The 11,617-nt window shown below is 64.8% G+C and carries 12 protein-coding genes; 8 read left to right on the top strand and 4 right to left on the bottom strand.

Features of this window, described 5'->3' with window-relative positions:
* Positions 1 to 2 precede the first annotated feature (2 nt).
* Both PHD22_RS03170 and PHD22_RS03165 read right to left on the bottom strand, forming a co-directional pair.
* Entirely contained in the window at positions 3 to 557 is a 555-nt protein-coding gene (locus PHD22_RS03170; protein ID WP_299862171.1) for a hypothetical protein, read from the bottom strand.
* A 7-nt stretch (positions 558 to 564) separates the two neighbouring features.
* Positions 565 to 1,620: a sigma-54 dependent transcriptional regulator gene (locus PHD22_RS03165; protein ID WP_299862169.1), complete on the bottom strand. Its 1,056-nt coding sequence runs from the start codon at positions 1,618 to 1,620 to the stop codon at positions 565 to 567.
* A gap of 384 nt (positions 1,621 to 2,004) precedes the next feature.
* On the opposite strand from PHD22_RS03165, the gene PHD22_RS03160 reads away from it, so the two are divergent.
* The 7 genes from PHD22_RS03160 (at position 2,005) to PHD22_RS03130 (ending at position 7,946) form a co-directional block, all read left to right on the top strand.
* Complete coding sequence (locus PHD22_RS03160) at positions 2,005 to 2,790, top strand: MotA/TolQ/ExbB proton channel family protein (protein ID WP_299862166.1); 786 nt, start codon at positions 2,005 to 2,007, stop codon at positions 2,788 to 2,790.
* 18 nt (positions 2,791 to 2,808) lie between these two features.
* Positions 2,809 to 3,237 (top strand): biopolymer transporter ExbD, encoded by a 429-nt coding sequence (locus PHD22_RS03155; RefSeq protein ID WP_299862163.1) that lies wholly within the window; start codon positions 2,809 to 2,811, stop codon positions 3,235 to 3,237.
* Between the two features lie 13 nt (positions 3,238 to 3,250).
* Entirely contained in the window at positions 3,251 to 3,682 is a 432-nt protein-coding gene (locus tag PHD22_RS03150) for a biopolymer transporter ExbD (protein ID WP_299862160.1), read from the top strand.
* A complete protein-coding gene (locus tag PHD22_RS03145) occupies positions 3,679 to 4,326 on the top strand; it encodes an energy transducer TonB (RefSeq protein WP_299862157.1) in 648 nt (215 codons plus the stop codon). Before PHD22_RS03150 ends, PHD22_RS03145 begins: the two co-directional genes overlap by 4 nt.
* A 231-nt stretch (positions 4,327 to 4,557) precedes the next feature.
* Positions 4,558 to 5,064 carry a rhodanese-like domain-containing protein gene (locus PHD22_RS03140; RefSeq protein WP_299862154.1) on the top strand — a complete coding sequence of 169 codons (507 nt, stop codon included), beginning with the start codon at positions 4,558 to 4,560 and terminating at the stop codon, positions 5,062 to 5,064.
* 115 nt (positions 5,065 to 5,179) lie between these two features.
* The gene (locus PHD22_RS03135) at positions 5,180 to 6,109 is read left to right on the top strand and encodes a family 2A encapsulin nanocompartment shell protein (protein ID WP_299862149.1); all 930 of its coding nucleotides are present in this window, start codon (positions 5,180 to 5,182) and stop codon (positions 6,107 to 6,109) included.
* Positions 6,084 to 7,946: a family 2A encapsulin nanocompartment cargo protein cysteine desulfurase gene (locus tag PHD22_RS03130; protein WP_299862146.1), complete on the top strand. Its 1,863-nt coding sequence runs from the start codon at positions 6,084 to 6,086 to the stop codon at positions 7,944 to 7,946. The genes PHD22_RS03135 and PHD22_RS03130 overlap by 26 nt, the downstream gene beginning before the upstream one ends.
* A 20-nt stretch (positions 7,947 to 7,966) precedes the next feature.
* Here the strand turns inward: PHD22_RS03130 and PHD22_RS03125 are convergent, their stop codons facing one another.
* Entirely contained in the window at positions 7,967 to 8,278 is a 312-nt protein-coding gene (locus PHD22_RS03125; RefSeq protein ID WP_299862143.1) for a hypothetical protein, read from the bottom strand.
* 170 nt (positions 8,279 to 8,448) lie between these two features.
* Here PHD22_RS03125 and chrA point away from each other — a divergent pair, with 170 nt between their 5' ends.
* The gene (gene chrA, locus PHD22_RS03120; RefSeq protein ID WP_299862140.1) at positions 8,449 to 9,810 is read left to right on the top strand and encodes a chromate efflux transporter; all 1,362 of its coding nucleotides are present in this window, start codon (positions 8,449 to 8,451) and stop codon (positions 9,808 to 9,810) included.
* A 50-nt stretch (positions 9,811 to 9,860) separates the two neighbouring features.
* Here the strand turns inward: chrA and groL are convergent, their stop codons facing one another.
* Positions 9,861 to 11,594, bottom strand: a complete 1,734-nt coding sequence (gene groL / locus PHD22_RS03115; RefSeq protein ID WP_299862279.1) for a chaperonin GroEL — start codon at positions 11,592 to 11,594, stop codon at positions 9,861 to 9,863.
* Positions 11,595 to 11,617: the final 23 nt, after the last annotated feature.

The following is an 11,617-nucleotide window of genomic DNA, read 5'->3' as shown; positions in this document are numbered from 1 at the left end:
GGTCAGGCCTCGGGGCGGAAACTCCATTTAGGGTTCAGGAGCAGTACCAGGACGGATCCCAGGCTCAAGACCAGGGCCAGTCCCAGGATCGGGGTATGGGCTCCGATCCTCTCGGGATAGATGCTGAGTCCGGCCGCCAGCCCAAGACCATTGCCGCCGATGACCAGGACGGCTGCTGCAAAATCGTGAAACCGCCGCGCCTGGTTGGCTCCGGCGGCCCAGTGGGGATCGGTGTTGTAGCTGGGCAGACCATGAACTTCCTTGTCCAGTCTTTCCAGGGTGGACAGGAAGCGACGCAGATTGGTGATGGCCCGCTCGGCCTTGTAATTGAGAAAGGCCAGGCAGGTGGACGCTACGGGAAAGCCCAGCACCAGCCATTCGGCAGGGATCTGGCCGCCTGTGGCGCCCGGCTTGAGCGCCACCAGTGCGGCGAGAATGCTGACCACCAGCGTCACATACAGGCCCAGCGCCTGCTGGCGCTGGGCAATCCGTGCATTGATTTCCTGATAGGCCGCAATGAAACGGTAATTGGCATCAACCCAGGATTTGCCGGCCATGCTGGTCTCAGTCGATCAACTGCATGCGCTTCAGGTGGGTACGCAGCACATTGCGCGAAACGCCCAGCAAGCGGGCCGTGCGCACCTGGTTCAGATGTTCCCATTGATAGGCGGTGTGGATGGTGTGATCGACGATGTGGTCGAAAATGCCTTCCTTGCCCTCTTCGAAAAGCTGCTTGAGATAGCGGGTGAGGCAATCCCCCAGCTCCGCCTGTGCCGGTTCATCGTCCTTGGCTTCGGGATGGATGCGGGTGGGGAGCAGGTGCAGATCCCCGACCTCGATCTGGCGGCCGTGATAAACCAGCAGGGCCCGGTGCAATACGTTTTCCAGCTCGCGGATATTCCCTGGCCAGGGATAGTCCAGCAAGGCCCGCTCTGCCGCGGTGGAAAGGGAGGGTTCGATGATGTCGAGACGCTGGGCATATTTGTTGATGAAATGCCGGGCCAGCGGCAGGATATCCCTCGGGCGATCCCGCAAGATAGGCAGGTCGAGGGCCACCACTTTCAGGCGGTAATACAGATCTTCCCGGAAACGCCCTTCCGCCACGGCCTTTTCCAGGTCCACGTTGGTGGCTGCAATCAGGCGGACATCCACCTTCACCGGCCGGCGTGCTCCGATCCGGACCACTTCTCCTTCCTGCAGGACGCGCAGCAGCTTGACCTGCATGGGCAGGGGCAGGTCGCCGATCTCATCCAGAAAAAGGGTGCCGCCATTGGCGGCTTCAAACCAGCCCGCCTTGGAATTGAGGGCGCCAGTAAACGCGCCCTTTTCAAAACCGAACAGCTCGCTTTCGAATAGCGTTTCCGAGAATGCGCCGCAATTGATGGCCAGAAAGGGTTGGGCCGCCCGCAGGCTGGACAGGTGCACCTGCCGGGCCACCAGCTCCTTGCCGGTGCCGGTTTCCCCGATGATCAGGATGTTGGCATTGCTGGGGGCGACCCGGTCAATCAGGGACAGTAATTGAAGTGATTTGGGATCGGCAAATACGACCGCACTGGCCCGGATTGAAAGGGAGACCGATCTTGGATCGGGGAACGTAATCAGATGGGGCGAGTGATTCATTTTCAGTCATTCCGGGACGCTCAGTGAGCGAATACTATTTGCAACGTTCCCGCGGTCGAACCAAGAATTTCTGATTAACTTATCTCGTGTTCTGTCCTGCCCTCATCAGCGCTGTTGAAAAATCACCATATTTGATGCATTCAAAGCATCAAGAGCGCCGCTTCTCTTCCCGCAGAAAAAATCATCCTCCTGTTTTATAAAAGATTTTCCTGTCTGGCACGGGCCATGCGTAGGCAATGCCACGAGCGCAAGGGAATACCCTGGTGCGCCGGCATTCACGCCCCTCTGTGTTTTCCGGGTCGTCCTGCCGGTTCTGCCGGCAGTTTCCTTTTCGCGTGCAGGTCGATCATTTCAAGAAATCCTCAATCAATTGGAGAAGCAAGCATGTTCCATTTCAACCCAGGCCGGCAGCGTTCCCGTCTTTCTTCCCTGCTGTCCTATGTGGCTGCAGGGGTAGTCGGCATGGCCCAGGTAGGCAGCAGTTTTGCCCAGGCGGCGGCGACCACCGTGGTGGAGAACCCCTACGGCATCGAAGCCCTGTGGAAGGGCAGTGATGCGGTGGCCAAGACCGTGCTGCTGCTCCTGCTGATCATGAGCGTGGGCAGCTGGTACGTGATCATCGTCAAGCTGCTGGAGCAGTCCAAGATCGCCCGCCAGTCCAAGAAGACCGCCACCCAGTTCTGGGCCGCCAGCTCCGTCCAGCAGGGCACCGAAAACCTGGAAGGCTCCAGCCCCTTCCGCTTCATCGCCGAGGCCGGCATCGAGGCCACCAAGAAGCATGACGGCCTGCTCCAGCATGTGGGCTTCAACGAATGGGTGACCCTCTCGATCCAGCGCGCCATCGAGCGCATCCAGAGCCGCCTCCAGGGCGGGCTGGCCTTCCTGGCGACGGTCGGCTCCACGGCGCCCTTCGTTGGCCTGTTCGGCACCGTGTGGGGGATCTACCACGCCCTCACCGCGATCGGCGTGGCCGGTCAGGCCTCCATCGACAAGGTAGCCGGTCCCGTGGGTGAGGCCTTGATCATGACCGCCATCGGGCTGGCCGTCGCGGTGCCTGCCGTGCTCGGTTACAACTGGCTGGTCCGCCGCAACAAGGGTGTGCTGGACGAAGTTCGCGCCTTCGGCTCCGACCTGCATTCGGTGATCCTGGCCTCCGCCAGCAAAGCCTGACCTGCCGGAGCAACCATCATGGCCATCAGCGCAGCGCCCGCCGAGGGCGATGACGAGGTGATGTCGGCGATCAACACCACCCCTCTGGTGGATGTGATGCTGGTTCTCCTGATCATTTTCCTCATCACCATTCCCGTGGTGAACACCTCGGTGCAGGTGGAACTGCCCAAGGAAACCGTAGAGGTCCGTGAGTCCAAACCCGAGAACCTGGTGATCTCGGTGGACAGCGACAACGGGATCTATCTCCAGGATGCCCGGGTGGCCAGCACCCGGGCCCTGGTGGAGCACCTCAAGAAGGTCTCCGTGAAGGAGCCGCAACCTGAAGTACAGATCCGGGGCGATCTCACGGCCCGGTATGAGGGGGTCGGCAAGATCCTCTACGCGTGCCAGCTCGCCGGGATCGGCAAGGTGGCCTTCATCACCGAACCGCCGGCCCGCGGCGGTTAAGGGGAGAGCAGTCATGGGTATGAACGTGGGGAGCGGCACTGCCAGCTCCGAACCGGAAGTGATGATGGACATCAACACCACGCCGCTGATCGACGTGATGCTGGTGCTGCTGGTGATGCTCATCATCACCATCCCGATCCAGCTTCACTCGGTCAACCTCAACCTGCCGGTCGGCACGCCGCCGCCCAGTACGGTTCAGCCGGAGGTGGTGAAGATCGACGTGGACGCCAACAGCGTCGTGCACTGGCAGGGCGTGCCCGTGGCCGGCGGCGCCGAGCTGGAGCAGAAGATGAAGGACGTGGCGGCCTTGGCCGAGCAGCCGGAGGTGCACCTGCGCCCTGACCGGCAGGCTCGTTACGAAGTGGTGGCGAGTATCCTGGCGGCAACCAAGCGCTCGGGGCTCACCAAGATTGGCGTCATTGGAAGCGAGCAATTCATAGAATGAGCACAATTACCGCAAACTACCATTTCCAGCCCAAGGACCCGTCCCGCAGCGCCACCGGACTGATCGTGGTGGTCGGGCTCCACGTCGTGATCGGCTATGCGCTGGTGTCGGGCCTGGCCCGGGATATCGTCAAGGTCATCAAGAAGCCGCTGGATGCGGCGGTGATCCAGGAGGTCAAGCTGCCTCCGCCGCCGCCTCCCCCGCCCAAGGTGGCCAAGCTGGAGCAGGCGCCCAAGCCCAAGGCGCCGCCGCCCCCCGCCTACGTGCCGCCCCCCGAGATTGCGCCCCCCGCAGCGGCCCCGGTGATCGCTGCCTCAAGCCCGACCCCGCCGCCCGAGCCGGCTCGGATCGAGCCGCCTGCGCCCCCTGCGCCTCCGGCAGCGGCGCCCAGGCCCGTTCGTCAGGACATCGCGGCAAGCTGCCCCGGGCAGGTCCGTCCTGAAGTGCCCCGGGGGGCCGAAGGCGTCGGTGGCGTGATCCGTGCCCAGGCCCTCATCCGGGAAGGGGCCGTGCGGGAGGTCACCATCCTGTCCGGGCCCAAGGTCTTCCACTCCGCCGTACGCAGCGCCATGCTGCAGTACAAGTGCGTCTCCGGCGACAATGAAATCGTCGCCACCCAGCAGTTCGTCTTCGAGGCGGGCTGATCCCCGCGGCAGCTGCCGCTCCCCCCGCGCCGGTGGCCATCCTGTCTGCCGGGCCACCGGCGCACCCTGACCCATCGTCGAGTCCGCTTAGCATTTAATCTGCAATCTATTGCAGGTGTCGTCTGCAAGGCTTCTGAATTCTTCTTGGTTCATCCTGTCCAGTCCCCTCGGTAATGTTCTCCCATCGGTTGCGCATACGGCGCGCAGCTCCACCTTTCCGGGAGAACCTCCATGCTCGATTCCAGCCTCGCCTCTGCTGCCAACGCGATCCCGCCGGCGGGCGGTAGTGCGGATATCGCCGAAACGATTCTCGAGAACGCCCGCGAGCGTGCCCGCGGCGAGGGCCTGGCTTATGCCGGCGGGCTGTCTCCCGGTGATGCCTGGGCCCTCGTCAGTCACGGTCGCGCCACCCTGGTGGATGTGCGTACCGCCGAGGAGCGCAAGTTCGTCGGCCAGGTGCCGGCTGGCCTGCATGTGGCCTGGGCCACCGGCACGGCCATGACGCGCAACCCGCGCTTCGTCAAGGAACTGGACGCCAAGCTCGCCAAGGATCAGGTCATCGTCTTCCTGTGCCGTAGCGGCAAGCGCTCGGTCCTGGCCGCCGAAGCCGCTGCCAGGGCAGGCTTTACCAGCGCCTTCAACATTCTCGAAGGGTTTGAAGGCGAGATCGACGCGCAGCAGCGCCGCGGCAGCCTGGGAGGCTGGCGTCACCACGGCCTGCCCTGGATCCAGGACTGAGCCGGCGCGGCCCCATTTCCCCCGCCATACCGGGTTGAGCAGCAGTCGGCCCGGCACGACACTTGTATATTCAATTTATTCATAACGTTTTTACTTTAAGCGATAAGGAATTTCCATGGCCGAGCATCATGACGTCCCGACTGCCCTTGGCGACAACGCCGCACGGCAGCTGGCCAACGCCACCAAGACCGTTCCCCAGCTGTCCACCATTTCGCCGCGCTGGCTGGTGCACCTGCTCCAGTGGTTGCCCGTCGAGGCCGGCATCTACCGTCTGAACCAGGTCAAGAACCCCCGTGACGTGCGTGTGGCCTGCTCCCAGCGCGACGAGTCCGAGCTGCCCCAGACCTATGTGGACTACGACGAGCAGCCCCGGGAGTACTTCCTCAACGCGGTCACCACCATCCTCGACGTGCACACCCGCGTCTCGGATCTCTACAGCAGCCCCCACGACCAGATCAAGGAACAGCTCCGTCTCACCATCGAGATCATCAAGGAGCGCCAGGAAAGCGAGCTCATCAACAACCCGGACTATGGCCTGCTCGCCAACGTCCACGATGACCAGCGCATTTCCACGCTCACCGGTGCGCCGACTCCGGACGACTTGGATGACCTGATCACCAAGGTCTGGAAGGAGCCGGGTTTCTTCCTCACCCATCCCCTTGCCATCGCCGCCTTCGGCCGTGAGTGCACCCGCCGCGGCGTGCCGCCCCCCACCGTCAGCCTGTTCGGCTCCCAGTTCCTTACCTGGCGCGGCATCCCGCTGATCCCGTCGGACAAGGTGCCGATCGAGGATGGCAAGACCAAGATCATCCTGCTGCGCACCGGCGAGAAGCGTCAGGGCGTAGTGGGGCTGTTCCAGCCCGGGGTGGCCGGCGAGCAGAGCCCGGGCCTCTCCGTGCGCTTCATGGGCATCAACCGCAACGCCATCGCGTCCTACCTGATTTCCCTTTACTGCTCCCTGGCCGTGCTGACCGACGATGCACTGGCTGTCCTTGATGATGTGGAGATCGGCAAGTACCATGAGTATCCCGACACCTACAAGTGAGGGTGTGGCCGGACTGAGCGCCGCGCCTGCGGGACTGCCGGATGAACTGACCCTGGCCCGCCTGGCCGGGGAGTTCTTCGCGGCACTTCCCAACGGCGCCGGCGCCGGCGCTTACCCCGTCCCGGCCGCGCTCCCCGCAGACCCTGAGATCCGCCTCGGCGAGCCCGGGCCGCGGATTGCCCCCGTGCAGGCCCCGCCGCGTCCGTCTCCGTCCGTCTCCGCAGATCCCGCAGGCCTCTCCAGCCAGGCCGGCGCCCCGGCGCCAGGCGTGCCGGAGGCCTATGCTGCGGCCCTGCCTACCCTCAGCCCGCCAGCTTCATCGCCGCAGCTGGCCCCGTCCACGCCCTATTATTTTCTCGGGGAGGCCAGCGCCTATCCGTCGTCGGCAGGCAACGCCCTGCCACTGGCGGAAAACCGGGTGGTGCCCCAGAGCTTTGGCCTGCCCGGCGAAGGGGAGCTGCACGCCCTGCTGGCTGAAATCGCCAGTGACCGGCGTGCCGCCACGGCCCCTGCCACCCCGCAGGCGGGGCACTTCTACTTTCTGGACAGCGCCAGCGTGCCCGACCGGAAAGCCGACCTGCCCCTGGCCCAGCCCTCGGCCTCTCCCGTTTTCGACGTGAATGCGGTGCGGCGGGATTTCCCGATCCTGCAGGAGCGGGTCAATGGCAAGCCGCTGATCTGGTTCGACAATGCGGCCACCACCCACAAGCCCCAGGCAGTCATTGACCGGCTGGCGTGGTTCTACCAGCACGAAAACTCCAACATCCACCGGGCCGCCCACGAGCTGGCAGCGCGGGCCACGGATGCCTACGAAGGCGCGCGCAGCAAGGTCGCCCGCTTCTTGGGCGCCAGTTCGGTGGATGAGATCATCTTCGTGCGCGGGGCTACCGAAGGCATCAACCTGATCGCCAAGACCTGGGGTTGGCAGAATGTGGGAGAGGGGGACGAGATCATCGTCTCCCACCTGGAGCACCACGCCAACATCGTGCCCTGGCAGCAGCTCGCCGCTGCCAAGGGCGCCCGGATCAAGGTGATCCCGGTGGACGACACGGGCCAGGTGATTCTGGAGGAATACCGCAGGCTGCTCACCGCCCGCACCCGGATCGTCTCGGTGACCCAGGTCTCCAACGCCCTCGGCACCGTGGTGCCGGTGAAGGAGATCGTGGCCCTGGCCCACCAGGCCGGCGCGGTGGCGGTGGTGGACGGCGCCCAGTCGGTCTCCCACATGCGGGTCAACGTCCAGGAAATCGGCGCAGACTTCTTCGTCTTCTCCGGCCACAAGGTGTTCGCGCCCACCGGCATCGGTGCGGTGTACGGCAGGAAGGCCCTCCTCGACGACATGCCTCCCTGGCAGGGCGGCGGCAACATGATTGCCGACGTCACCTTCGAGAAGACCCTCTACCACGGCGCCCCCACTCGCTTCGAGGCGGGCACCGGCAACATCGCCGACGCCGTTGGCCTGGGTGCGGCCATCGACTACGTGGAACGGCTCGGCATGGACAACATCGCCCGCTACGAGCATGACCTGCTGGTCTATGCTACCCGCGGGGTGCTCAGCGTGCCCGGCCTCAAGCTGATCGGCACCGCCCGGGACAAGGCCAGCGTGCTGTCCTTCGTGCTGGACGGCTACCGTCCGGAAGAAGTGGGCCGCGCCCTCAACGAGGAAGGCATCGCGGTGCGCTCCGGCCACCACTGCGCCCAGCCCATCCTGCGCCGCTTCGGCCAGGAGGCCACGGTCCGCCCGTCTCTGGCCTTCTACAACACCTGTGAAGAGATCGACCATCTCGTCGCGGTGCTCCACCGGCTGGCCCGGGGCAAGGGCCGGATTGGCCGCTGAAGTGCAATGCCTGTCAGGAGTTACGCCCGGATACGCCCGTGTCCGGGCGTTTTTTTACCTTGATGGCCAGGGCGGTCCTGCTGCTCCACCGCATCCAGCGGGGGAAGCTGCATGAATTTGCGCGTCCTCCTGTCCATGTACGTGTCGATATCGCGGGCGATGAGGTTACCGCCCCAGGGCTGATCGTGGTACCTGTCGATTTCAGGACAGACAAGCCACAGGAGGTTGAGCTTGCACTCGTCAAACTGATAACTCGTCAGCGTCCAGAGCGTCGGCTCCTTGAAGGGGTAGAACTTGTAGTCGGTATCGATGCGGGTCAGTCGGGTCGTCATTCTTTCTCCTGGAGAAACGGACCGGCCCTACCGTGAGCTTTCCGAGTTCCAGCGGAACCAGGGGCATGTGCCTTTTCGGGCATGTCATGATGATCCATGCTGTCCATGAATGCTTCGCGCAAGCCCTCCGGCGGGCCTGATTGTCAACCCTATCCACAAGGCGTCACCCCATGCATCCGCTCACTCCAGACTCCGCTGCCGGTCCCGTCCGCTCACCGCCCGCGGCGGTGGGTTTCTGGGAGGCGTTCCGTTTCTGGCTCAAGCTCGGTTTCATCAGCTTCGGGGGGCCGGCCGGGCAGATCGCCATCATGCACCAGGAGCTGGTGGACAAGCGGCGCTGGATCTCGGAGCGGCGCTTTCTCCATGCGCTCAACTACTGCATGGTCCTGCCCGGACCGGAGGCCCAGCAGCTGGCCACCTACATGGGCTGGCTGATGCACCGGACCTGGGGGGGCATCGTGGCAGGGACGCTGTTCGTATTGCCTTCCCTGCTGATCCTGATCGGGCTCTCCTGGGTCTACCTCGCCTGGGGCGAAAAGCCTCTGGTGGCGGGCCTGTTTTACGGCATCAAGCCGGCGGTCACCGCCATCGTGCTCCAGGCTACCCACCGCATCGGCTCCCGGGCCTTGAAGAACCCTGCCCTGTGGGCGGTGGCCGCCGCGTCCTTCCTGGCGATCTTTGCCCTGGACCTGCCCTTTCCGGCCATCGTGCTGGGCGCGGCCCTGATCGGCTATCTGGGCGGCCGCTGGGCCCCAGACCGCTTCAGCAGCGGCGGTGGCCACGCTCAGGCCAGCTCATCCCTCCCTGCCCTGATCGATGACCACACGCCCCTGCCGGAACACGCACGTTTCCGGCCCCGGCGCCTGGCCGCCATCCTGCTGGCGGGCAGCCTGCTGTGGCTGGTGCCCATGGGCTTGCTGACGGCGCTGGGCGGGTGGGACCACACCCTCACCCGGATGGGCTGGTTCTTCACCAAGGCGGCCCTGCTCACCTTCGGGGGGGCCTATGCGGTGCTGCCTTATGTGTATCAGGGCGCGGTGGAGCACTTTGGCTGGCTGACCGGGACCCAGATGATCGACGGGCTGGCCCTGGGGGAGACCACGCCGGGGCCGCTGATCATGGTGGTGAGTTTCGTGGGCTTCGTGGGGGGCTACGGGCAGGCGCTGCTGGGGCCGGACCACCTGCTCCTGGCGGGAGTGGCGGCGGCCGTCCTGGTGACCTGGTTTACCTTCCTGCCGTCCTTCCTGTTCATTCTGGCGGGGGGGCCGCTGATCGAGCGCACCCACGGGGACCTCAAGTTCACCGCTCCCCTCACGGCCATTACCGCGGCGGTGGTGGGGGTGATCCTCAATCTGGCCCTGTTCTTTGCCTACCATGTCCTGTGGCCCCAGGGCTTCGGGGGGCACTTCGACGGGGGCGCGGCGCTCATCGCCCTGGGGGCCGCCCTTGCGCTGTTCGGCTTCCGCCTGAATGTCATCCCGGTCATCGGGGCGAGCGCCGTCGTGGGACTGCTGGGTACAACCCTGTTTTGAGCTTGCCGGCCCGGACAGGTGTCCGGGCCGGGTGCAGCGCTGGCGCTGGCTCAGAACGGGCTGCCGAAGCCGCCACCGTGGTGATCCGAGGGGGGGCTGGCCGGTTTGTCTTCCGGCAATTCGGCCACGATCGCGTCGGTGCTCAGGATCAGGGAGGCGACCGAGGCGGCATTCTGGAGGGCCGAGCGGGTGACCTTGGCCGGGTCCAGCACACCCTGTTCCACCAGGTCACCGTAGCTGCCGTTGGCCGCGTTGTAGCCGAAGTTGCCTTCGCCTTCGATGACCCGGTTCACCACCACCGAGGCTTCATCGCCGGCATTGGTGACGATCTGGCGCAGGGGCTCCTCGATGGCCCGCAGCACGATCCTGATCCCGGCATCCTGGTCGTGGTTGTCGCCCTTCAGGTGGACGATCGCCTTGCGGGCCCGCAGCAGGGCCACGCCGCCGCCCGGGACGATGCCTTCTTCCACCGCGGCGCGGGTGGCGTGGAGGGCATCATCCACCCGGTCCTTCTTTTCCTTCAGTTCCACCTCGGTGGCGGCGCCCACCTTGATCACCGCCACGCCTCCGGCCAGCTTGGCCTTGCGCTCCTGGAGCTTTTCCCGGTCGTAGTCGGAGGTGGTCTCGGCCAGCTGGGCGTCGATGGTGGCCACCCGGGCCCGGATGGCGTCGGCGCTGCCCAGGCCATCCACCACCGTGGTGCTTTCCTTGCCCACCTCGATGCGCTTGGCCTGACCCAGGTCTTCCAAGGTGACCTTCTCCAGGCTGAGGCCTACTTCCTCTGCCACCACCTGGCCGCCGGTGAGCACGGCGATGTCCTCGAGGATGGCCTTGCGCCGGTCGCCGAAGCCGGGGGCCTTCACCGCCACCACCTTGAGGATGCCGCGGAGGGTGTTGACCACCAGGGTCGCCAGGGCTTCGCCTTCCACGTCTTCGGCGATGATCAGCAGCGGGCGGTTGGCCTTGGCCACCTGCTCCAGCACCGGCAGCAGGTCGCGGATGCTGGAAATTTTCCTGTCGAAGAGCAGGATGAAGGGATCGTCCAGCACTGCGATCTGCTTGTCCGGGTTGTTGATGAAGTAGGGGGACAGATAGCCCCGGTCGAACTGCAGGCCTTCCACCACTTCCAGTTCGTTGTGCAGGGACTTGCCGTCTTCCACGGTGATCACCCCGGACTTGCCGACCCGGTCGATGGCGTCGGCGATGATCTGACCCACATCCGCGTCGGAGTTGGCGGAGAGGGCACCCACCTGGGCGATTTCCCTGCTGGTGGTGGTGGGGCGGGCGATGCGGCGGATCTCGTCCACCAGCGCGGCCACCGCCTTGTCGATGCCGCGCTTGAGGTCGGTGGGGTTGTAGCCGGCGGCCACATACTTGAAGCCTTCACGCACGATGGCCTGGGCCAGCACGGTGGCGGTGGTGGTGCCGTCGCCGGCATTGTCGGAGGTCCTGGAGGCGACTTCCTTGACGAGCTGGGCGCCAATGTTCTCGTACTTGTCCTGGAGTTCGATCTCCTTGGCCACGGAGACGCCATCCTTGGTCACGGAGGGGGTGCCGAAGCTGCGTTCCAGCACCACGTTGCGGCCTTTCGGGCCGAGGGTCACCTTGACCGCGTCGGCCAGGATGTTCACGCCTTTCACAATGCGGACGCGGGCGTCGTCACCAAACAGCACTTTCTTGGCAGGGCGCGCTCTAGACTGAAGTGCAACACCCCGATTTGTTAGGGTGTAGGCATGGGAAATCACTACAGTCAGTTGTCGATGGACGAACGTAATCAGATTCATCGGTGCAGCAATGAGGGATTGAG

It is taken from the genome of Zoogloea sp. (genome assembly GCF_028693495.1).
In the GTDB taxonomy this organism is placed as follows: domain Bacteria; phylum Pseudomonadota; class Gammaproteobacteria; order Burkholderiales; family Rhodocyclaceae; genus Zoogloea.
The sequence above is the reverse complement of the archived record's forward strand: the minus strand, read 5'-3'. Positions and strand labels throughout refer to the sequence as shown.

Excerpts from the sequence above, each read along its gene's own strand:
- PHD22_RS03170 (WP_299862171.1), bottom strand. The coding sequence starts at position 557 with ATGGCCGGCAAATCCTGGGTTGATGCCAATTACCGTTTCATTGCGGCC.
- PHD22_RS03165 (WP_299862169.1), bottom strand. The coding sequence starts at position 1,620 with ATGAATCACTCGCCCCATCTGATTACGTTCCCCGATCCAAGATCGGTC.
- PHD22_RS03160 (WP_299862166.1), top strand. The coding sequence starts at position 2,005 with ATGTTCCATTTCAACCCAGGCCGGCAGCGTTCCCGTCTTTCTTCCCTG.
- PHD22_RS03155 (WP_299862163.1), top strand. The coding sequence starts at position 2,809 with ATGGCCATCAGCGCAGCGCCCGCCGAGGGCGATGACGAGGTGATGTCG.
- PHD22_RS03150 (WP_299862160.1), top strand. The coding sequence starts at position 3,251 with ATGGGTATGAACGTGGGGAGCGGCACTGCCAGCTCCGAACCGGAAGTG.
- PHD22_RS03145 (WP_299862157.1), top strand. The coding sequence starts at position 3,679 with ATGAGCACAATTACCGCAAACTACCATTTCCAGCCCAAGGACCCGTCC.
- PHD22_RS03140 (WP_299862154.1), top strand. The coding sequence starts at position 4,558 with ATGCTCGATTCCAGCCTCGCCTCTGCTGCCAACGCGATCCCGCCGGCG.
- PHD22_RS03135 (WP_299862149.1), top strand. The coding sequence starts at position 5,180 with ATGGCCGAGCATCATGACGTCCCGACTGCCCTTGGCGACAACGCCGCA.
- PHD22_RS03130 (WP_299862146.1), top strand. The coding sequence starts at position 6,084 with ATGAGTATCCCGACACCTACAAGTGAGGGTGTGGCCGGACTGAGCGCC.
- PHD22_RS03125 (WP_299862143.1), bottom strand. The coding sequence starts at position 8,278 with ATGACGACCCGACTGACCCGCATCGATACCGACTACAAGTTCTACCCC.
- chrA (WP_299862140.1), top strand. The coding sequence starts at position 8,449 with ATGCATCCGCTCACTCCAGACTCCGCTGCCGGTCCCGTCCGCTCACCG.
- groL (WP_299862279.1), bottom strand. The coding sequence starts at position 11,594 with ATGAATCTGATTACGTTCGTCCATCGACAACTGACTGTAGTGATTTCC.